The organism is Pseudomonas sp. MPR-R2A5 (genome assembly GCF_058793055.1).
The window spans coordinates 47,338-69,192 of sequence record NZ_JBXAFK010000004.1 but is presented as its reverse complement, the minus strand read 5'-3'; the positions used below and the strand labels follow the sequence as shown (position 1 = coordinate 69,192).

Here is a 21,855-nt window from a genome sequence, read left to right as displayed (position 1 = left end):
GCCCCGTCGGCGCGAGCAGTTGGAGATACACATGCAATTTGAATGGCCCTACTTTTTTTCTCTGTTTTCAGTCTCCGACTTCTGGAGCGCCTGCGTTACCGTGGTGCAGCTCAGCACGCTGGCCTGGTTCATCGGCATGCTATTGGGGTTCCTGCTGGCCTCGGCCAAACTCTCGGCCACGCGTTGGGTCAGCGTGCCGGCGTCGATTTATATCTGGTTCTTTCGCAGCGTGCCGCTGCTTGTCCTGGTGGTGTTCGTCTATAACCTGCCGCAGATGTTCCCGGTCACCCGTGAAGTACTCTCCAACCCCTTCTATTCCGGCCTGTTGGCGCTGGTGGTCACCGAAGCGGCGTACATGGCGGAAATTCACCGTGGCGGCTTGATATCCGTTGCCAAAGGCCAGAAAGAAGCCGGCCGCGCGCTGGGCATCGGCCTGCTCGGGCTACAGCGTCTGATCGTGATCCCGCAGGCGTTTCGCATTTCCCTGCCGACGCTGATCAACGAATACATCACCGTGGTGAAACTGACCTCGCTGGTCTCGGTGATTTCCTTGACCGAACTACTGACCGTAGGCCAGCGCCTGTACGCACAAAACTTCCTGGTCATGGAAACCCTGTCGGCGGTGGCGGTGTATTACGTGCTGATCGTGACCGTGCTCGGCTGGCTGTTTCATTGGCTGGAGCAACACCTGGAACTCAACAACCGCAAACCACACACCCTGGATGACATCAGCGTGCAGCGCCTGCGTGCGTCACAGGTGGCCCCGCCTTCCACGGGCGCTCGTACCGCGTTGGGAGCCGGCTCGGCGCCCGCCCTGCAACTGGTCGATATTCACAAGCGCTACGGCCCGCACGCGGTGCTCAAGGGCATCAACCTGAGCATTGATGTGGGTCAGGTGATTTCCATCATCGGCCCGTCGGGATCGGGAAAAACCTCGCTGATTCGAACGATCAACGCCCTGGAGAGCATCGACCAAGGCGAGATCATTCTGTTCGGCGAAAGTTATATCCACGCCGGTGACAACCCCCATGCGCAACAAGTCCGCCGTGGGGTGAAGCGCATCGGTATGGTGTTCCAGAGCTTCAACCTGTTTCCACATCGCACCATTCTCGACAACGTCACGCTTGCACCGCGCTATCACGGCGTCGACACGTTCGTCAGTGAGCAGCGTGCCTACGCCCTGCTGGACAAGGTCGGGCTGCTGGCGCACGCGCAAAAATACCCGCACCAATTGTCTGGAGGCCAGCAACAACGGGTGGCAATTGCCCGCGCATTGGCCATGGATCCCCACATCATGCTGTTTGATGAGCCAACGTCAGCCCTCGACCCGGAACTGGTGGGCGATGTGCTCAAGGTGATCGGCGACTTGGCCAAAGACGGCATGACCCTGTTGATAGTGACCCATGAGATGGACTTCGCCCTGTCAATTTCCGACCGGGTGATTTTCATGGAAAACGGTTTGGTTGCGCTGGATGCGGCGCCCGAGAGCATTCGTGCCGATCAGTGCGGGGACAGAATCAGGCAATTCATGCAGGTTTGAAGTCGACGGTCTAAAACGCGAGACGGTGGGTGGCTTACACCCTGCGCAAGCCAGCGGGACCCAGATCAGCGATTTTTTTTATAAACCCATTCAATCAGTTAGGTATTCCCACTGACCCGACGACACCTACATCTGATTTAAATCAACCAGGCCCTGGCCCTTCACGCAGAAATTAAGCGCAGCAGTCGCACCTTCGTACTCGATGGTGCAGAAACGCTAGTTTCCTGGAGGTTCGTCATGGCTACGCATCTACAAGGCTCCCAACCGATCGCCCCGCCGTCTGCCCAACCCGTTGCGAGCAGTCTGCACAAGGTTGAACCCAAGCGCCTGTCGTTGAGTCTGTTGATCGCCCTGGTGGTCGGCTCGATGATCGGCAGCGGCATTTTCAGCCTGCCACAAAACATGGCGGCCGGTGCGGGCGCTGGCGCGATCCTGATTGGGTGGTTGATCACCGGCGTCGGCATGCTGTCGCTGGCCCTGGTCTATCAGACCCTGTCCAACCGTCAACCGGCGCTGGACAACGGCGTATTTGCCTATGCCCGTGCGCTGGGCGGTGAATACCTGAGTTTCAATTCCGCCTGGGGTTACTGGATCAGTGCCTGGATCGGTAACGTCAGTTACCTGGTGATCCTGTTCGCGGCCCTGAGCTACTTCTTCCCGCTGTTCGGCGATGGCAATAACAAAGCCGCGATCGCCGGTGCATCCGTGGTGCTGTGGGCGTTGCACTGGATGATCCTGCTGGGGGTGCGCACCGCTGCCCGCGCCAACGCGTTGACGACCCTCGCCAAGATCGTGCCGTTGCTGCTGTTCATCGGCCTGGTGATCGCGGCGTTCCAGCGTGAGACCTTCAGCGTCGACTTCTGGGGCGCGCCCGCCTTGGGCAGTACGTTGGATCAAGTCAAAAGCACCATGCTGGTGACTGTCTGGGTGTTTATCGGGATCGAAGGCGCCAACGTGTTTTCTGCCCGGGCTGCGGAGCGCGCGAATGTCGGGCGCGCCACGGTGATCGGTTTTGTTATCACGCTGTTGCTGCTGATCGCGGTGTCGTTGCTGTCGCTGGGCGTTCTCAAACAACCGGAACTCGCTGCCCTCAAGAACCCATCGATGGCGGGTGTACTGCAGGTAGCGGCCGGGCCATGGGGGGCGGTGCTGATCAGTATCGGCTTGATCATTTCGGTGGGCGGCGCCCTGCTCGCCTGGACGCTGCTGGCCGCCGAGTCGGTATTTACGCCGGCCAAGGAAAAGGTCATGCCGGGCGCGCTGGCCACGGAAAATACCCAGGGCGTGCCCGCCAATGCGCTGTGGCTGACCAACGGCTGCATCCAGGTGTTCCTGCTGTTGACCCTGTATTCGAGCGCCAGTTATCTCGCGCTGATCTCCCTGGCCACGTCGATGATCCTGGTGCCCTACCTGTTCAGCGGCCTCTATGCATTGAAACTGACCTGGCAGGGCACCACCTACGCCGGCCACCGCGCCCTGCAACTGCGCGACATGGCCATCGCGGCGGTCGCCACGCTGTATTGCGTATGGCTGCTCTACGCCGCCGGGCCTAAATACCTGCTGCTCAGCGCCCTCCTCTACGCCCCTGGCTCGTTGATCTACCTGGGCAGCATGAAAGCCCGTCAGGGGCAACCGCTCAGCGGCCCTGAAACCGGGCTGTTGATCATCATCTGGGCGGCCGCTGCCTACGCCGGCTGGATGCTGTGGTCGGGGACACTGACCTTGTAAGAGACCCCGTGTTCTGTCCTGGCAGGCCACGCCATGGATCTGCGTTGCCTGCCTTCTATCTGAGAGGAGTATCAAGATGAGCAATTCCGCAAAAAAAATGCCGGTCACGACCGAACATAAATCCGACCGGCTCCCCATGACGACAGACCTGTGGCGGCCACTGGAAAAACTGCGGCAACAGGTCGACCATCTGTTTGAGGACTTTAATCTCGGTACCAGCCTGTCGCCCTTCAGCCGGGGCCTGTTCGACGTTGAACCGTTCTGGCGTCGCGAACTGATAGGCCATGGCATGCCCGCCGTGGACATCACCGAGAAAGACAAAAGCTACGAAATTACCGCCGAAGTGCCCGGTATGGACCAGAAAGACATTGAGGTCAAACTGTCCAATGGCAGCCTGATCATCAAAGGCGAGAAGCAGGAGGACAAGGAAGAAAAACGCAAAGGCTACCACCTTAGCGAGCGTCACTACGGTTCCTTCGAACGGGTGTTCAACCTGCCTAAGGGAATTGACGCCGATAAGATCGACGCGAGTTTCAGCAAGGGTGTGCTGAGCATCTCGTTGCCGAAAAAGCCTGAAGCCATGAAAGCGGATAAGGTCGTGCCGATCAAGGGCGAGTGAATCCCAGGCCATCTTGCCCCTCGCCGGGAAACCGGCCAGGGGCTTTTTTTGTGTACGCTCCGGCGTGGCCACCGCGCTGCATGCGCCTCAGCCGCGAAAGATATCGTACGGCTCAATCCTCAGGACCTTGCGGATCCCCAGGTAACTGGAAAATCCCGCGATCAACAACACCATGCCAAACGCCAACCCGAGGTTCCAGAAGGTGATGATCGCCGCGTAGTTAGGCAAGTAAGTCCGCGTGACGCTGATCAGCAGGGTCACCAGGGCGATGCCCAGGCCGTAACCGGTCATGGCGGTAAACAGTGCCATGAACAGGATCATGTACACCAACTCCCGGCTCTTGGCACCAATGGCTTTGAGGGCGGCGAACTTGTCCAGGTTCTCCAGGATGAAGGTGTAGAACGTCTGGCCGGAAATCGAGAGGCCGACCAGAAAGCTGATGACAGTCATCAGCAGGATGTTGGTACCCACCCCGGTCTGGTAGATGTAGAAATCGGCAATGCGCTGGTTGAATGCCTCCTTGGTCAAGGCGACATAACCCAGGCGGGCCACTTGCTGCTCGATCGCGGCTTCAGCCGCACGGCTCCTGGGCTTGAGCAAAATGTAGGAGACCGTAAAACGGGTGGTCGGAATGTACTCGATGGCTCGCCGGTAGGTGGTGTACAGCGTCGGTACGCCAGTCAACCCGCCGACCAGGACTTTAGCGATGCCCACGATAGTGCCGCGGTGATCGTTGAGTTCGAACGAGGTGCCGATACGGGGGTTGCCCAGCTTCGAAAACTCGGCATCGTGGACCATGATGAAGGCATTCTCGGCGTAGATGTCCTCGATGGCCCCCTGCTCCAACGCCGGGCGGCCAAACAGGCTCGTATCATCCAGGCCGATCACGCTGACGCCCTGGTACGTCCCGTCGGCCAGCCGCACCTGTGCACTGCCAATGAAAATCGGCACGGCATATTCAACCTCGTCCATGCTGCGCACCGCATCCAGCAAATAGTCCGGCAGAGGAATGACGATGGTGGGCGTGTTGACCGACGGATCGATGATCCACATGGGCGCCCCGATGTTGGTGACCGTCGAATACGCCCGATTCAGAATGCCGGCGAACATCGCGGTCATTTGCATCATCAGGAACACCGAAAAGGTGATCCCGACCAGCAGCGCAGAGAACTTGGCGCGATCATTCACCAGCAGCTTGTAGCCGATGCGCAGGATGCCGGCGTACTTCATGGCGCCGGCCTTTTCGTTGCCGCGTCCGGACGGTTCCACCACCCGCCTCCCAGGGCGACGAACAACCCCACCGTGTCCTGGTGACGTTGGGCCAACGCCTGCAAGTAAGCGATGTTCACCTGGTGCAGTTGCACGTCGGCGGCCAACAGCTCCAGGTAGGTCACCAGGCCCGCCCGGTAGTTGGCTTGCAATAAGCGCAATGCCTCCTGCGCCGTGGCTTGTGCCTCGGCTTGTTTTTGCACGGCCTGGGCATCGAACTCCAAGGCCTTGAGGGCATCGGCGACTTGCGCGAAAGACGCCAGCACCACCTGCCGATAATTCGCCGCCGCTTGCTGATACGCATCGATGGCGGCCTGGCGTCCGTACCACAGGCGCCCGCCCTGGAACACGGGGATATCCATCGAAGGCCCGACACTCCAGAAGCGTCCGGCGCCGGCAAACAGGGAACCGGCGGAAGCCCCGGCGGTACCGTAGGTACCCGTCAGGCTGAAGCTGGGGAACATCGCCGCCGTCGCTACCCCGATATTGGCGCTGGCCTGGTGCAGCTGCGCTTCAGCGGCGAGGATATCCGGGCGCTGGCGCACCAGCACGGAAGGCAGGCTGACGGGCAGGTCCTTGGGCAGGGAAAGTCCGCTCAGCGGGATGTCGGGAAGGAACAGTTGGCTGGGCATCGCGCCTTCAAGCGTGGCGAGTAGATGCTCGGCCTGACTGACTTTCTGCTTCAACGCCGGCAATGACGCCTCATTGCTGGCGATCAGGCTTTGCACGCTCAAGCTCGAGGAATACGGCGCCGTACCACTGCGTACCTGGGCCTGGGTCGATTGAAGTTGCTGCTTTTGCAACTCAATCAGTTGCTGCGTGGCTTCGATTTGCGCGGTATAGGCCGCACGTGCGATGGCCGTGTTGACCACATTGGCCGTCAACGTCAGGTAGGCCGCCTGCATCAGCCACTGTTGCTGGTCGACCTGCGCTTGCAGGCCCTCAACGGTGCGCCGCTCACCGCCGAACACATCCAGCGTGTAGCTGATGGTGCCGCTCAAAGTCAGCACATTGAAGACCGAGCCGGGCGTCGACTGGCCTTGCTGAATGGGCGCACTGCGTTCCCGGCCGGCACCGAAGTGGGCATCCAGCTGCGGGTAGAACACCCCATATCCGGCCATCAGCGTGTCCTGGCTTCGGCGCAGACTGGCCTCGGCGCCCTGCAAGGTCATGTTGTGAGCAATCGCCTGGTCCACCAGTGCGTCCAGCGGCGCGGACTGAAACAAACGCCACCAGTACGGTGACACCTCACTGCCCGGCAAAAACCGTTGTTCCTGCCCCTGCGCCGCGACCGACCTCGGCAGCGCATCGCGCAGGTAGCCGGATGGCGTGGGAGCCGGCGGGCGTGAAAAGTCCGGGCCAACCGTACAGGCGCTGCCCAGCATCAGCAGGCTCAGGGCGAGCCAACCGGCGCATACGCGGCCAAACCAAGCGAGCCTGTGCATTATTTCTGACCTATGAAGACATCCACCAACTGTCCTGGATACACCCTCGGCAGGTCTTTTTTATCAAACCGGAAAATCACCGCTAGCACCCTCAGGTCGACTTTTTCCTGGCGCTGATTGGACAACTCGATCTTCGGCGATACGTAAGGCTGCAAGCGCACGAACTCCAACGGAACCTTGATATCCGTGCCGTGGATCAGCATCTGCGCACGCATGTGTTCGGGGGCCGGCAGCCGGGCAATCAGGATCTCGTCCACGTAGCAGCGAACGGCCAGATACGCCTGGTCGGCACTCATGACCACCAGCGGGCTGAACCCTTGGGTGTAGGTGTCGTAGGCACCTTGGGACGACACATAACTGCCAACGGTGCTGTTGATCGCCAGGATGACCCCGCTCCTGGGGGCCTTGATCACGTATTGCGCCAATGCCGCGGCGGCCACGTTGAGCGATGCCTGCGCCTGGGCCGCCGTGCCCTTCGCGGTATCGAGGGTGTCCTTGCTGATCGACTTGGGATCCAGCGCATATGAGGCCAGGCGTTTGTTGTACTGATCCCGCGCCGTGCTCATATTGGCTTGCGCCAGTTCGAAATTGGCGCGGGGCAATGCGTCATCGATCATCACCAACGGTGTGCCGCGCGTGACCGTCTGCCCCTCGCGCACCAGCACTTGCGTGACCGGCCCGGCGACCTGCGGATAGATCACGATATTGCTGCCACCGGACTGCTCGCTTTCGATGATGCCGTTGGCATAGATGGCGCTCTCGTAGCTGCTGCTCGCCGGCGCAAAGGCCGGCGGCAGCGTTTGAGGGGTGCGTCCGAACAGGTAGGCAGCGACCAGCCCGGCGAGCACGCCGAGTATCGCCAGCGCAAACAGGATCGGCTTTTTCACAGCGCAGCCCTGGTGGGCTCGGAGATACGGCCGTCTTCCATATAGATGATGCGATCGGCGTACTCGTTGATCCGCGCATCGTGGGTAACGATCAGGATGCAGCGCTGCTGATTGAGGATTTTTTCCTTGACGAAAGCGATGATCATTTTCCCGGTGTCGCCATCCAGGGACGCAGTGGGCTCATCCAGGATCAATATCTGCGGGGCGCCGACAATCGCTCGGGCGATGGCGACACGCTGCTGCTCGCCGCCCGACAGTTTGACCGGCAGGATGTCCCCGTGGTCCTTGAGCCCGACGACCTCCAGGCTTTGCCTGGCCTGCGCAATTGCGTCATTCCAGTCGTGGTGCTGGAGAATCAAGGGAATGGCCACATTTTCAGCGGCGGTCAGCCGCGCGAAGAGATGATAGTCCTGGAACACGAAGCCAATGCTGTTGAGCCGCAACTCGGCCAACTGGTCGGTGCTCAGGCTCCAGATATCCTGCCCATTGATCGTCACTGTGCCGGCGTCGGGGCGCAATATCCCGGAGATCATGCTTAACAGGGTGGTTTTGCCACTGCCGGAAGGCCCGACGATAAAGACCATTTCGCCAAACTGCGCGACCAGCGCCACCTGATCGACCGCCGTCATGCGCGCACTGCCCTCGCCAAACCATTTACTCAGACCGTTCGACGCGATGGCCGGGTGTGCGGCGGCAGTGGTGGGGACGCTACTCATGACTTCTCCTGCCCTGCCCGGCACCGGTCGGAATACCCAAGCCTGTGTCGCTGCCGCCCGCGTTGGAGCGGCCTTGCAGCAAGCCCGACGAGGCGTCGGGTGCTGCAACCGTTCACTACTTGCGGCTCGCCTTTTCGAGTACCCGGCTGGCACGCTCATTGGCTTGGTCGGCGGTCTGTTGCGCTTGATTGGCGGCTGCCGCCGCCTGTTCGGCTTTGGAGTAGGCTTCATCGGCCCTGGCTTTCGCCGACAGCGCATTGCTTTGGGCCGACTCCAGGCGCGCATCCAGCTCTTTGGCGGACTTACTGCTGCAACCGGCCGACAGCGCCAACAGGATGCTGAGCAACACAACGGGTAAACGCATATTCATGGGAATCTCCTTGAAGGTCATGGCAGGAAAGCACCTGCTGCGGTTCAAGTATCCGGCGCTGTGGTGGTGGCACTCTGATTTTTGTCAACTATCGACCAACAATCAGTCCCTGGCAGCGTCGGCGCGCCCTCCCCGCGCCTTGGCCAATAAAGACTTCAGCGCCCTCAGTGAGCGGGTATTGAGTACGTCATCCTTACCTAGCCAGGCACGCCGGGCTTGAGCGACGCCGTAGCGCAAATACGAAAAATCCGTGGCGCGATGGGCATCCGAATTGATGCTGATAAGCACGCCCTGGTCTTTGGCGTATTGGCATTGCAGATCGAACAGGTCCATGCGCTGGGGTTGCGCGTTGAGCTCCAGGCAGCAGCCGCGTGCGGCGGCGGCCCTGATGATGGCCGACAGGTCCATATTCAACGGCGCGCGTTCATTGATCAGGCGACACAACGGGTGCGCCAGAATCGTGAAATAACGATGATCCATGGCCCTGAGCAGGCGTTGAGTCTGTTGGCGCAGTGTCAGGCCGAAATGGGAGTGGACCGCCCCCACCACAAGATCCAGGCGCCCCAGGACCGAGTCCGGTAGATCCAGGCTGCCATCTTCGAGAATCTCGACTTCCACGCCCTTGAGCACGGTGATGCCTTGCAGGCGGGCGTTGAGTGCATCGATCTGGTCGATCTGCTTCAACAACCGCTCGCCAGCCAGACCATGGGCCACTGCGAGTGCGCGGGAATGGTCGGTGATCGCCAGGTATTCCAACCCGGCTTCCTGCGCGGCCAATGCCATCTGCTCCAGGCTATTGCTGCCATCGGAGTCGAGGCTGTGCACGTGCAAATCACCCTTGAGGTCACTCACCTCCACGAGCCTCGGCAAACGCCCGCTGAGTGCCGCCGCCACTTCACCGCGATCTTCACGCAACTCCGGCGTGATCCAGCGCAACCCAAGTGCCTGATAAACAGACACCTCCGTGGCCCCCGCCAGCCGCTCCTGCCCCTTGAACACCCCATATTCATTCAGCTTGAGCCCTAGGTCCCGCGCCTGCTTGCGGATCGCGATGTTATGCGCCTTGCTGCCGGTGAAATACACCAGCGCGGCGCCCAAGTCCGCGGGTTTGACGACCCGCATGTCCACTTGCAGACCGGAGTCGAGCACGACGCTGGCCCGTGTACGACCTTTCACCAATACGGTGGAAACCTCCGGGTGCTTGACCAAGTGCGCCGTGACACCCACCGAGGGCGCAGCGGTCACCAGGATGTCGATATCCCCCACGGTGTCGCGCATACGCCGCAGACTGCCAGCCAACTGGGCGTCCTCGACCCCGGGCAGTTGGCGCAAGTATTCGATCAACCGCAGCGCCACGGGCTCGACAACCGCCAGCGGCAATCGGCGATCCTTTCCGAGCCCCTTCTGCGCGGCGCTCAATAAGCGCGCCTCCAGCCGTTCGCCAAAACCGGGAACGTGACGGATATGACCCTGCTGGGCGGCCTCGCACAGTTGCTGCGCGGTGGCGATGCCCAGGTCATGGTAAAGGTGCTTGATGCGTTTGGGCCCCAGGCCGGCGATGGACAGCAATTCCACCAGCCCAGGCGGCAATGTCGAACGCAAGCGCTGACGCAGGGCACAATTGCCGGTCGTGGCGATTTCACTGATCTTGCCCGCCAGGTCCACGCCAATCCCCGGCAGTTTTGGCAAGGGTTCGCCACGTGCGATGAGCGGCGCCAGTTCGACCGTCAGCGCCCTCACGGTGCGCGCCGCCACCCGGTAAGCACGGATGCGAAACGGGTTGGCGTCATCGATCTCGAGCAGGTCGGCGATATCGTCAAACACCGCGGCAATCTCATCGTTACTGATCGCCTGCGAGCGTTCGGCCGTGGGGGTCGGCGCGCCGAGCAACGCTTCCCGAGGCGGTACAGCCGTGAGTTTCATGGCCCCAGCCTCGCCATGTAATGCGCGACCGCCTCGGCATCGGCGTCCGACAGCGTATGCGCAATCTGGCTCTCCAGGTCCCCCCGCTCGCGCAGGTCAGCCTGTTGAAACACCTTGATCTGGCTGATCAGGTAGGCGGCATGCTGGCCGGCCACGCGCGGTGTCCGACCTTGGCCCTGCCCCTCGCTGCCATGGCAGGCGCTGCACTGGGCGATACCGGCTGCCGGCACGCCGTGGCGAAAGATCCATTCGCCCCTGGCATCCGGCGTTTCGCTTTCTGCCTGCATGGGCCGCTGCTTTGAAAAATAGTCCGCCAGGTCAGCGATCTGCGCGTCGGTCAAATGGGTGAAGCCCCACATGTACTGAGTCGCGGCCTTATCCATGCGCACATGGCCTTTGAAATCGGTCAACTGCGCCTTGAGGTAGTCTTTTTGCTGACCGGCCAACTTGGGAAACGACGGCGACACCGACTCCCCCGTCAGCCCGTGGCACAGGGAACACACGTCGTTCACCAAGGCAAGCGCGGGCATGGACGCGGTTTTGTGCGATGCCCGATCACGGGTGCCGGAACAGCCCACAAGCACCACCACGCAGACGGCAAGCGCCAGGTGTGATCGGTTGATAGAGCACCTCATGGCACATGCCTCCATGATCAGCGTCGGTTGTCGGCGCGTAGCGGGTTCAAACACCTTCGCTCAAGGTCGTGCAGGCTTTATTGACAAAACTCAATGATTCGCCTGGGTCAGGGTATAGGAATAGACAAACCCTGGATGAGGATGACGGCCGTGAACACACCCGCCCAACGCCTGCTGGATAAACACTATGGCGCGGCCGACAGGGCGGCCATCGTGCCGGTTCTGCGTCAATTTGCCGAGCCACTGCCGGCACTCGATGCGGCGGCGTTTGGTGAACTGTTCGATCGCTATGGGGAGGCGCGGGTGGTGCTGATTGGCGAGGCCAGCCATGGCACCAGCGATTTCTATCGGACCCGGGCCGCCATCACTCAACGGTTGATCGAGCGGCACGGCTTCACCATCGTCGCCGTGGAGGCCGACTGGCCCGATGCCGGCCATGTCGACCGGTATGTCCGAGGGTTGGCCCCGTCGGCGTGGACCCGCCACATCTTCAGCCGCTTCCCGACCTGGATGTGGCGCAACGCTGAGGTCAAGGCCTTTGCCCATTGGCTGCATCGCTACAATCATCAACGCGCCAGCGAAGATCGCGTCGAATTCCGTGGCCTGGATGTGTACAGCATGCGCAACTCGATTCATGAGGTGCTGCACTATCTGGACAAGGTTGATCCGCCATTGGCCGTGGAAGCACGACGGCGCTATGGCTGCCTGACGCCCTGGCAGGATGATCCCGCGTTGTACGGTCACTTCGTCGAACGCAACGGCCTGATGCCCTGTGAACCTCAGGTGGTCGAACAACTCAACGTGATGCTGGCCAAACAATTGGCCGGGCTTATCCAGGATGACGAAGGGTTTTTCAATGCCGCGCAAAATGCCCGGGTGGTGCGGGCAGCCGAGCAGTATTACCGTGCCGTCTATCGTGGTTCGACCGCGTCCTGGAACCTGCGTGACCGCCACATGTTCGACACCCTTCGCGCCCTGCTTGAGCATCGTGGGCCACACGCCAAAGCCGTGGTCTGGGCGCACAACTCCCACATCGGCAATGCCGCGGCGACGGAAATGGGCTGGAAGGGCCAGTTCAACATCGGCCAGCTCTGCCGCAGCGCCTATGGGCGCAATGCGGTGTTGATCGGCATGAGCACCGACCGTGGCCAAGTGGCGGCGGCCGATGACTGGGACGCCGACATGCTCATCAAGGAGGTGCGGCCCTCTCGTCCCGACAGTTGGGAGCATCAGTTCCTCAAGGCCGGTGTGCCGGCGTCACTGACCGACTGGCGCGACCCGCAGCGCAGCGAGCTGCGCACCGCGTTGTCCAATACCCTGCTGGAACGTGCCATTGGGGTGATTTACCGCCCCGACACCGAACGTGACAGCCACTACTTCGAAGCGGTACTGGCCGAACAGTTCGACGCCATGATCTGGATCGAGCAAACGCAAGCGGTGAAGGCCCTGGCACTGCCCAAAAGCGAACACCTGGAACCGGAGGACGAAACCTTTCCGTTCGGTGTATAGGGTTCGCTCCTCGCGGTTCAGGTTTCGAGGCGGTTCTCCCCCGAGTGCGCTTCAGTCGATTCGCGTTGCCAGGCCAGCTGCAATAACTTGATGACCTCTTGATCGGTGAGCTGCGGGAAATTCGCGTACCAATAACCGATGGACATCATCCGCTCAGGCGTCAGCGGGCAGATCACTTCATTGACGATACAGCGCAGGGTCTCCACCGTCTCCAGCGGCGCTACCGGCACCGCCACGACGATACGCGCCGGGTGCTGCAACTGCACCGCCTGGACCGCGGCGAGCATCGAGGCCCCCGTCGCCAGGCCGTCGTCGATCAGGATGACCACCTGATCCTTCAGTTGCAGCGGCGCTCGGGCGCCCCGGTAAACCTGCTCACGGCGCGATAACTCGCGTGTTTCACGGGCGACTACGGCGTCGTAACGGTCTTGATCAATCGGATGATCGCGCAGCATCTCTTCGTTGCGTATATGGATACCGCCACTGGCAATGGCGCCCATGGCGAATTCCGGATGGGACGGCATGCCGAGCTTGCGTACCACGAGGAGGTCCAGGCGCACCTGCAGCGCGGTAGCCACCTCATATGCCACGGGGACTCCGCCACGAGGTAAGGCGAGGATGATGACATCGGCTTGACCTGCGTATTTGAGCAACGGCTCCACCAGGCCTTGACCGGCCACCGACCGATCGGGCCAGAGGGTTTGCAGTGAAGGGCTATGAATCATGGGGCACCTCATCAGACGCTAGCGCCTGTTGGTTGATTACACCGGGCCTTCGCCGCGCTAGACCGCCAGTACGCTGCAAGGCACTTGGTAGAGGATGTGTTCAGTGGTACTGCCGAGCAGCTTCTCGATGCCGCGGTACTGGACCCGGCCCATCACGATCACATCCACCTGGTGTTCCTTGGCGAATTGACTCAGCACCGCAACCGGGTTGCCCGACACGAAGTGATGACGGTCCGACGGCACGCCATAACGTTTGGCCAGTTCGAGGAATCTTTTTTCCTCGTTGCTCGCCAGCTCCTTGCTGAGGTTGGAAAGCGCCATACCGCCCATGTCGCCCATGTACAGCGCGGACATATCGCAGGCATACAGCATGTGCAGCTCAGCATTGCATTGCAGGGCCAGGTTGATGGCCTGATCAATGATGCGCGCGTTCAGCTCGCTGTTCGCCTGCTGGATATCCGACACGTCAACCGCAGCCACGACGATACGCGGCAAGGCATGGTCCCGGCCGCCGACCAGGTACACAGGAATCGGGCACTCGCGCAGCAACTGCCAGTCCAGCGGGGTGAAAAACGCGCGCCGGAGCGCAGACTCGTGCTGCACCTGTTTGATCAACAGGTCGGGCTGCATCTCGCTGACGTAATCCAGGATGTCTCGCTTGATGTCAGTGGCCCATGCCACCTGCGTGGTCACGTTCAGGCCAAGCGCGTGGAGACTCTTGACCTGGGCTTCCAGCCAGTGGTGGTGATCCTCGAGGTAGCTTTCGCGGGCTCGGTCGCGCACGTCGCCTTCCAGCAACGCCAATATTTCCAGCGGTTTTGCCAACGCGGCAATGTGCAGGCTCGCGCCACTGGCCTTGGCCAGGGCACCGGCATGGGTAATCGCCGAGGCATCCCGCAGGGCGGGGTTGATGATCAGTAACAAGCAGGTGTATTGGCTCATGATCGATCTCCAGACAGGAAGGAAAAACCACCCCGGCGCTTCAACGTATCGGGCCAGGCGGTATCGCGGGAACCCTGCGCAATGTTCATGATGTTCACCCCATGGCGCCGCGCATTACTCTAGGGGCTGGCTTATCTGGCAGGGCATGTCGTTGGTTGTCGGCCATGACATCTGCATGGGCATGTGCATGGGCATCTGCCACGCAGCCTGACCGGCCATTCTGCGGTGCATCACGCGCCAGAACAGGTCGAAAATGGTTTTTTGCTGCGCGTCCAAGGCGTCATAAAAGGTCTGGGTCCGAGCCTGGGCGGCATCCAGGCGCACCAATTGCGCCTGCATCCAGTTGGTTTGCACACGCAGGCGCTCGATGCCGTTTGCCATCCGTTCAGGCGTCGTTTGATTGTTCGAAGCCTGCCTGGCCGGCGCTTGGTCACTGTCGGCGGCCCTGCCCTTGTCGGCTTGCTGATTGGCATCGGTGATGACGCCCGATGCCCAGGTTTCCCACGCGGGCATTTGTTCCGGCTTGAGCATCAGCTTGCCCTTGAGGTCGTCCAGGGTCCGCTGCGTGTGCTTGACCCAATCGAAACCGGCGGCGTGATGAAACATCGGACCAGGACCGGGGCCCGGCATCACCGGGTTGGCGAAGACGCTCATGGACGGTAACAGCAGAATGCTTGCCGTGATCAACAAACACTGGCCAATCAAGCGCGGTCTGTTCATTTCAGTTCATCTCGACGTTATGGGGCATTTCAAGCATAGGAGCCGCCCTGGCAACGGAGCTGATCCACATCAGAAAACCCATAGACAAACCCGACGCAGGATCGACCGTGGCTGCCGCCCTCTGATCAGCCTATCCAGTGAATGGACGGCGCCTTGTGCGCGATAGGCGCGGGCGCAGACTTTGGATGACCGACGATGATTGGGGCCACAGGCGTCCATTCGGCGGGAAGCCCCAATGCGTGCTTACCCTGCGGCGTATTCAGATAGCCCTGGGCGAAACCGATCCAACAGGTTCCAAGCCCCTCGGCATAAGCCGCCAGCATCAGGTTCTCGGTAGCCAGGGCGCAGTTTTCAATACACTGGTTGGGCTCGTTACCGGAGATCAGTACCAATACCGGTGCGTGGTAGAAAAGCTGAAAGTCTTCATCACTGAGCAACGTTTGGAAGTGACTGGAGTGCTCTCCCACCGGAGTCGTGGCAAGCACCCAGGCCTTGGCTTCCTGGGAAATCCGCTCCAGCAGTGCCTGGTCACGGATCACCGTGAACGTCCAGGGTTGTTGGTTCATCGAGCTGGGCGCCTGGACGGCGGCGTCGATCAAACGAAGAATGAGTTTTTCATCGACGGCTTCTGTCGTGTAGTCACGTGTCGAGCGCCGGCCGGCAATGGCTTTGGTCAGGTTCATGTGTGCGGGCCTCCATGAGGGTGTTTCACCACGGTGTCCGCCTGGACGAACGCTCGGGTGACTCGAATAAAAAACCAGGCGCGCCCCGGCGTTCAAGCGTCCGGGAACGACGGTTGGGCTGGCGCTTCTTTTTCTGGGATATCGGTGATGGTGGCCTCGGTCAACAGCAGGATACTGGCCACTGACACCGCGTTCTCCAAGGCAATACGCACGACTTTGGTCGGGTCGATAATGCCGGCTTCATACATGTCGACATACGCATTGGCGGAGGCATCAAAACCAATGTTTCCGGGCTCCGCCAGCATGCGCGCAACGACCACGCCGGCGTCTACCGCCGAGTTTTCCGCAATGCGCCGCGCCGGCGCTTCCAACGCCCGGCGCAGTATCTGCAGGCCGGTGCGCGCATCGCCCTCCACCTGGGTTTCATCGGCGGCGATCAGCGGCACGGCCTTGAGCAGCGCGAGGCCGCCGCCGGGGACAATCCCTTCGGTGATGGCTGCACGGGTCGCCGAAATAGCATCGTCCAGGGCGTCCTTGCGCGCTTTCATTTCAGCCTCGGACGGCGCGCCGACGCGGATCACCGCGACGCCGCCGGATAGCCTGGCCAGCCGCTCCTGCAGCTTTTCACGGTCATATTCGCTGCTGGTCGCCGCCATTTGCCCGCGAATCTGTTGCAGGCGTGCGTCGATGGCTTTGCGGGTACCGGCGCCGCCGATCAGCGCGGTGCTGTCCTTCGAGACCACAACCCGATGCGCCCGGCCCAACTGTTGCAGTTGGACCTGCTCGAGGCTGATCCCCAGTTCGTTGGAGATCACCGTGGCGCCCGTCAATACGGCCATGTCCTGCAGCATGTCCTTGCGTCGATCGCCAAAGCCAGGGGCCTTGATCGCCACGGCTTTAAGCACGCCGCGAATGTGGTTGACGACCAGGGTGGTCAGGGCTTCACCTTCGATGTCATCGGCGATCAATACCAGGGGCTGACCGCTTTTGGCGACCTGTTCCAACAACGGCAGCAAGTCTTTGAGTACGCCGATCTTGTGGTCACAGAGCAGCAGGCAGGCATCTTCGAGTTCGACCTGCATCTTTTCGGTGTCGGTGACGAAATACGGCGAGACATACCCCCGATCAAAGCGCATGCCTTCCATGACCTCGACCACCGTTTCGGTGGTCTTGGACTCTTCGACGCTGACCACGCCCTCGACCCCGACCTTTTCCAGGGCGTCAGCCACCAGTTGCCCGATGACGGGATCGTTATGGGCTGACAGCGTCGCGACCTGGGCCTTCTCCTTGGGCGTACTGACAGGGCGAGACTGCGCGGCAAGTGATTCCACGACCAGCAACAGGCCACGGTCCAGGCCGCGCTTGAGGTCGATCGCGCTGGCCCCGGCCACCACGTTGCGGATGCCATCGGCCAGGATGGCATGGGCCAGCACCGTTGACGTGCTGGTCCCGTCGCCGACCGCCTCACCCGTGCGCTCCGCGGCCTGGCGCAGCATCTGCGCGCCGAGGTTCTCCTCGGGGTCTTGCAGGTCAACGCGCTTGGCGATCGTGACTCCATCATTGCAGACCGTCGGGTTTCCCCATTTATTCTGCATCAACACCGACTTGGACTTCGGCCCCAGCGTTACGCGCACCGCGTCCGCCAGTTGGGTGGCACCACTGAGGATTTTTTCGCGAGCAGGCGCGCGAAACACGATTTTACTGTGAGCCATCAGGGGGTCTCCTCTCATGTCGACGGAACCTGCATGCTTGTCTGAAGCGCCGGCAACCAGGTTGACTTTTATCAACAAAGTCACACGCCTTGCCGACACGGGTCGCGAAGCGCTCACCGACTGTCGCCGGGCGCTCCCCGAGTTGATAAAAATCAACGCGCTCGATGGCAAACAGCGTCCAAATCAACCCGTGAAATCCACGCGGCCTTCATTACTTTTTCCTCGATGCGCCAGGAGAAACGCCATGGACAAATATCAGCAGAGTCAGAAAAACAAACTGTTCAAAACCCAGGCCCATGATCCCTATTGCCTGCAGCGGGTTGAAGGGGCGGCTATGTGCCCGCAGTGCGACGCGGTGTATGAAGCCGGTAACTGGCATTGGAACCGAGCTGAAAATACCGGGGTCCACAACGCGCAATCCGTGACCTGCCCTGCCTGCCGCCGCATTGCGGAGAATGCCCCCGCCGGCACTGTGACGCTGTCGGGCAGCTTCTTGCGAAAGCACTATGACGAAATCATCCACCTGATCAAAAACACCGAAAAAATGGAAGCAACGGAGCACGCGCTGGAGCGCATCATCCACCTGACGGATAGTGAGGACGACCTGGTGGTGACCACCACCGGGATTCATCTTGCGAATCGCCTGGGGCATGCGCTGGAGGCTGCGTTCAAAGGCAAGGCCCAATATCGCTACGGCGACACTCAGTACGGCCTGAGTGTTACGTGGACACGCAATGAATAGTCCCGACGCGGTTAACGCAACGCCGTATCGCGAGCGCGACTCAACCGCTGGCGATGGTAAAACAGCCGCTTGACCCACTCAGCCGCGCCCATGTAGACCAGGCTGATTGCCAGCACTGTCAGCAGGATCGGCAGTGGCAAAGGCACCAGCCCGAACCACGGCGCTATCGGGCTGTAGGGTAACCCGACAGCCAGCAGGCCGATGGCCGCGGCGCTGCCCAGCAGCAGGGGCGCCGGGCGGCTTTGGTAGAACGGCCTGTAGGTGCGCACGATGAATATGGTCAGCAGTTGGGTCAGCAGCGACTCCACGAACCAGCCACTGCGAAATACCTCGGGGCCCTTCTGCGCCATCAGGTACAGGGCCACGAAGGTGAGGACATCGAACAGCGAGCTGACCAGCCCGAACACCACCATGAAGCTGCGGATCTCGCTGATGTTCCAGCGGTGCGGGGTGCTTTCCCATTCACGGTCAACGTTGTCGCTGGCGATGCCCATGGACGGAATATCGGACAGGAAGTTGTTGAGCAGTATTTGCTTGGCCAGCATCGGCAGGAACGGCAATACCAGGGATGCCAGGGCCATGCTGATCATGTTGCCGAAGTTGGCGCTGGAGACGATCGAGATGTACTTCAAGGTATTGGCAAAGGTATGCCGGCCCTCCTCGATGCCTTCGCGCAATACGTCGAGGTTGTGCTCCAGCAACACAAAGTCGGCGGCTTGCTTGGCCACGTCGGCGGCGTTGTCCACGGAAATGCCGATGTCGGCCACTTGCAGTGCCGGCGCATCATTGATGCCATCGCCCATATAGCCGACCACATGCCCGGTCTTTTGCAGGGCGCGGATGATGCGTTCCTTCTGGTTGGGGTCGACCTCGGCAAAGAGCATGGTCAGCGGCGCCAGGTGCATCAACGCTTCGTCCTTCATGCTGGACAGTTCGGCGCCGGTGATGATGCGTTCCACCGGCAGGCCCACTGCCGTGGCCACATGCCGGGCGACCAGATGACTGTCGCCGCTGATGATCTTGACCTGCACCCCCAGCCTGTCGAGGCTGGCGAGGGTGTCCTTGACCCCCGGCTCCGGCGGGTCGAAGAACAACAGAAAGCCGCGAAAGGTCATCTCGGTTTCCACCTCCCGGCCATAGTGCGGCTGGTCCGGCACGGCCCGCGTGGCCAGGCCCAGCACCCGGAACCCCTGCTCGCTCCACGCCGCGAAGCGCTGGGCGATCGTCGCCCGTTCGGCCTCGGTCAGCGCCAGGTCCTGCGCGCCGTGACGCACCTGGGTGCAGACTTCGAGCACGTTATCCAGCGCGCCCTTGGTCACCACCAACCGCTCGGCCTCAGGTGCATGGGCGACCACCACGCTCAGGCGCTTGCGCACGAAGTCATACGGCACTTCATCGAGCTTGCTGGCCGCGGGGCACGGCGCCAGGGTTTTACCGGCCAGGGTAATGGCCTCGTCCATCGCGTTGCGCATGCCGGTCTGCAGGCTGGCGTTGAACACCGCCAATTGCAGCACAGGGGTGGCGGGCTGGCCCTCGACATCCATGGCGCCGTCCAGCACCACGACACCGCGGGTCAAGGTGCCGGTCTTGTCGGTACACAGGATGTCCATTGCGCCAAGGTTTTCAATGGCATTGAGGTGACGCACGATCACGCCCTTGGCCGCCATGCGCTGCGCGCCCTTGGCCAGCGTGATGCTCAGGATCGCCGGCAACAGTTCCGGTGACAGGCCGATGGATAACGCAATCGCAAACAACAGGGTGTCGAGGGTCGGACGGTGCAGCAGGATATTGATGCCGAACACCACGATGGTGATCACCAGCATCACCCGCAACAGCAGGCCGCCGAAGCGTCGCAGGCCGCGCTCGAACTCGGTCTCGGGCGGGCGCAGCGCCAGGGTCTTGGCGATACGGCCGATTTCACTCTGCGCGGCATAGCGCGTGACGAGTACCTCGGCGGTACCGCTGCGCACCGAGGTGCCCATGAACACGCAATTGTGGCGCTGCCCCAAGGTGGCATCCGGCGCGCAGTCCCCCGCCAGTTTTTCCACCGGGAAGGTTTCGCCCGTCAGCAGGCTTTCGCCGATAAAACAGTCGAGTGCCTGCAAGATTCGCCCGTCCGCCGCGATCAGGCTGCCCGCGCTGAGCAGCAGAATGTCCCCTGGCACCACCTCGCTGGCGGCAACGTCCACGGGTTTGCCCGCGCGCCGCACCGTGGCGCGTAGCGCGATCTTGCTGCGCAGTTGTTCCACCGCGTGGCTGGCGCGGCTTTCATACCAGGCGCTGAGTACCGCGCTGATCAGCACAATGCAGCCAACAATCGCCGCATCCAGCCAGTCCCCCACCACCACGGCCACCAGCGCACCCACCATCAGAATCAACACCAAGGGCGTGCGCATTTGCTCCAGCACCAGCCTGCCCAGGCCTTGCGGGCGGTCCTTGGCCTGGGGCGGGGCCCTGCGCAGGCGGGCGCGGGCCTGGGCATGGCTCAAGCCCTGGGGCGTGCTGCGCAGGCTGCTCAATACCTGGCTGAGCGCTGGGCTCCAGTAATCGGCGTCGACCAAGTGCACGGGTTGCCTGGCGGAGGACTGCCATTCCCGATGGGCCAGCCAGAGGCCCGGCAACATCGGTAACCAGAAGGTCAGGCCCCGGAATAACAAGGTGGCGGACAGCGCCACGGCAACATTCACCCCCACCCAATGCAGCGTCACCACCGCCGCGGCTTCGAACGCGCCAAGACCGCCCGGCACAATGCCGATACTGCGCAGCACACTGGCAAGCATAAATCCGGCAAACAACCCCAACGGCGGTGCGGACACCCCCAGCGCACGCACCAAAACCCACAAGGTGGCGCTGTCCAACAGGATGATTGCCAGTTCCAGCACGGTAATGCGCCACAGCAACCCTCGGCTGCGCACCAACTGGCGGTCGGCGCCCGTGAGCAATGAAACGATCCTGGCAACCATCGCAAAGCGTTGCCCCGGTAAACGCGCCGCCAGGTGAGTACTACCGGCCAGCCTGGGCGTGACGACGGCCAATACCAGGCTGACGGCGACAAACACCAGGCACGTCGTCATCACCGTGGGTGTCGCATGCCCCTGCAAGATCACCACCGGCAACGCCACGCCGACCGACAGCGCATACGCGAGGAAATAGCCGGATAGATCCAGCACCAGGCTGGCCAGCACCACCGGTTTGGCAAACCCCAGGCGCACAAACGACGCCACCACCGCAAAGGCGCCACTGATACCGGAGGACGGCAGGGCTTGATCGACAAACAGCTTCATCAGGCTGAGCTTGCCCGCGTCCCACAGCGACAGACGGTGTGCCCCGGCCTTGAGCACCAGCCGAAACACCTGCCCCTGCGCCATATACGTCAAGGCTTGCAAACCCAGCGCAGCCAGCAGCCACAACGGTTCGGCCTGGGTCAGTAACTGGGTGAAGGATTCAACGTCGGTGAACTGCAACGCCACGCCGACCACGGTCGCAAACATCGCCGCGCCCAGCAGCCAGGTCAGCCACAGCGCAGAACGGCTGTAAGGCTGTTTTTCTTCACGCGCAGGGGGATGGGTGACACCTGGAATGGACGGTTTGACAGACATGCCGTGCCCCGGATCGAACCAGCGGAGTGTCCGATTCTGCCGCGGCGGCCAGGCGTGCGTTTGATTCAGGTCAAACACCCCGGATTGACCG

General features: G+C 61.6%; 18 protein-coding genes. 5 read left to right on the top strand and 13 right to left on the bottom strand.

Annotation, left to right across the window (positions count from 1 at the left end; all coding sequences use genetic code 11):
• Positions 1-31 precede the first annotated feature (31 nt).
• The 3 genes from AC1Q6I_RS04320 to AC1Q6I_RS04310 all read left to right on the top strand — a co-directional run bounded on the left by AC1Q6I_RS04320 (position 32) and on the right by AC1Q6I_RS04310 (position 3,887).
• Positions 32-1,540: an amino acid ABC transporter permease/ATP-binding protein gene (locus AC1Q6I_RS04320; protein ID WP_102623350.1), complete on the top strand. Its 1,509-nt coding sequence runs from the start codon at positions 32-34 to the stop codon at positions 1,538-1,540.
• 237 nt (positions 1,541-1,777) lie between these two features.
• A complete protein-coding gene (gene arcD / locus AC1Q6I_RS04315) occupies positions 1,778-3,268 on the top strand; it encodes an arginine-ornithine antiporter (RefSeq protein ID WP_102623349.1) in 1,491 nt (496 codons plus the stop codon).
• A gap of 76 nt (positions 3,269-3,344) precedes the next feature.
• Positions 3,345-3,887 carry an Hsp20/alpha crystallin family protein gene (locus AC1Q6I_RS04310; RefSeq protein ID WP_024075483.1) on the top strand — a complete coding sequence of 181 codons (543 nt, stop codon included), beginning with the start codon at positions 3,345-3,347 and terminating at the stop codon, positions 3,885-3,887.
• 87 nt (positions 3,888-3,974) lie between these two features.
• On the opposite strand, the gene AC1Q6I_RS04305 is transcribed toward AC1Q6I_RS04310, so the two are convergent.
• From AC1Q6I_RS04305 to AC1Q6I_RS04275, 7 genes are all read right to left on the bottom strand, one after another.
• Positions 3,975-5,156, bottom strand: coding sequence for an ABC transporter permease (locus tag AC1Q6I_RS04305; protein WP_256581233.1), 1,182 nt, complete (start codon positions 5,154-5,156; stop codon positions 3,975-3,977).
• Positions 5,114-6,601: an efflux transporter outer membrane subunit gene (locus AC1Q6I_RS04300; RefSeq protein ID WP_102623348.1), complete on the bottom strand. Its 1,488-nt coding sequence runs from the start codon at positions 6,599-6,601 to the stop codon at positions 5,114-5,116. The genes AC1Q6I_RS04305 and AC1Q6I_RS04300 overlap by 43 nt, the downstream gene beginning before the upstream one ends.
• Positions 6,601-7,488 carry an efflux RND transporter periplasmic adaptor subunit gene (locus tag AC1Q6I_RS04295; protein WP_024075486.1) on the bottom strand — a complete coding sequence of 296 codons (888 nt, stop codon included), beginning with the start codon at positions 7,486-7,488 and terminating at the stop codon, positions 6,601-6,603. The genes AC1Q6I_RS04300 and AC1Q6I_RS04295 overlap by 1 nt, the downstream gene beginning before the upstream one ends.
• Positions 7,485-8,204, bottom strand: coding sequence for an ABC transporter ATP-binding protein (locus AC1Q6I_RS04290; RefSeq protein ID WP_102623347.1), 720 nt, complete (start codon positions 8,202-8,204; stop codon positions 7,485-7,487). The genes AC1Q6I_RS04295 and AC1Q6I_RS04290 overlap by 4 nt, the downstream gene beginning before the upstream one ends.
• A 115-nt stretch (positions 8,205-8,319) precedes the next feature.
• On the bottom strand, positions 8,320-8,574 hold the full coding sequence (locus AC1Q6I_RS04285) for an Lpp/OprI family alanine-zipper lipoprotein (protein WP_024075488.1): 255 nt from the start codon (positions 8,572-8,574) through the stop codon (positions 8,320-8,322).
• Between the two features lie 102 nt (positions 8,575-8,676).
• Positions 8,677-10,497 carry a DNA polymerase/3'-5' exonuclease PolX gene (gene polX / locus AC1Q6I_RS04280; protein ID WP_102623346.1) on the bottom strand — a complete coding sequence of 607 codons (1,821 nt, stop codon included), beginning with the start codon at positions 10,495-10,497 and terminating at the stop codon, positions 8,677-8,679.
• Complete coding sequence (locus AC1Q6I_RS04275) at positions 10,494-11,132, bottom strand: c-type cytochrome (protein WP_256581234.1); 639 nt, start codon at positions 11,130-11,132, stop codon at positions 10,494-10,496. Before AC1Q6I_RS04275 ends, polX begins: the two co-directional genes overlap by 4 nt.
• Positions 11,133-11,273: 141 nt before the next feature.
• On the opposite strand from AC1Q6I_RS04275, the gene AC1Q6I_RS04270 reads away from it, so the two are divergent.
• Positions 11,274-12,641: an erythromycin esterase family protein gene (locus AC1Q6I_RS04270; protein WP_173903833.1), complete on the top strand. Its 1,368-nt coding sequence runs from the start codon at positions 11,274-11,276 to the stop codon at positions 12,639-12,641.
• Between the two features lie 17 nt (positions 12,642-12,658).
• Here the strand turns inward: AC1Q6I_RS04270 and AC1Q6I_RS04265 are convergent, their stop codons facing one another.
• The 5 genes from AC1Q6I_RS04265 to groL all read right to left on the bottom strand — a co-directional run bounded on the left by AC1Q6I_RS04265 (position 12,659) and on the right by groL (position 17,423).
• Positions 12,659-13,366, bottom strand: a complete 708-nt coding sequence (locus AC1Q6I_RS04265) for a phosphoribosyltransferase (protein WP_069076096.1) — start codon at positions 13,364-13,366, stop codon at positions 12,659-12,661.
• A 57-nt stretch (positions 13,367-13,423) separates the two neighbouring features.
• Positions 13,424-14,308, bottom strand: a complete 885-nt coding sequence (locus AC1Q6I_RS04260; protein ID WP_069076095.1) for a universal stress protein — start codon at positions 14,306-14,308, stop codon at positions 13,424-13,426.
• 114 nt (positions 14,309-14,422) lie between these two features.
• Positions 14,423-14,962 (bottom strand): Spy/CpxP family protein refolding chaperone, encoded by a 540-nt coding sequence (locus tag AC1Q6I_RS04255; RefSeq protein ID WP_306661580.1) that lies wholly within the window; start codon positions 14,960-14,962, stop codon positions 14,423-14,425.
• Positions 14,963-15,153: 191 nt separating this feature from the next.
• Complete coding sequence (locus AC1Q6I_RS04250) at positions 15,154-15,711, bottom strand: nitroreductase family protein (protein ID WP_102623345.1); 558 nt, start codon at positions 15,709-15,711, stop codon at positions 15,154-15,156.
• 92 nt (positions 15,712-15,803) lie between these two features.
• Positions 15,804-17,423 carry a chaperonin GroEL gene (gene groL, locus AC1Q6I_RS04245; protein ID WP_024075496.1) on the bottom strand — a complete coding sequence of 540 codons (1,620 nt, stop codon included), beginning with the start codon at positions 17,421-17,423 and terminating at the stop codon, positions 15,804-15,806.
• A gap of 244 nt (positions 17,424-17,667) precedes the next feature.
• Here groL and AC1Q6I_RS04240 point away from each other — a divergent pair, with 244 nt between their 5' ends.
• Positions 17,668-18,165, top strand: coding sequence for a BCAM0308 family protein (locus AC1Q6I_RS04240; protein ID WP_024075497.1), 498 nt, complete (start codon positions 17,668-17,670; stop codon positions 18,163-18,165).
• 11 nt (positions 18,166-18,176) lie between these two features.
• Here AC1Q6I_RS04240 and mgtA read toward each other — a convergent pair whose 3' ends face one another.
• A complete protein-coding gene (gene mgtA / locus AC1Q6I_RS04235) occupies positions 18,177-21,764 on the bottom strand; it encodes a magnesium-translocating P-type ATPase (RefSeq protein WP_102623344.1) in 3,588 nt (1,195 codons plus the stop codon).
• Positions 21,765-21,855 lie beyond the last annotated feature (91 nt).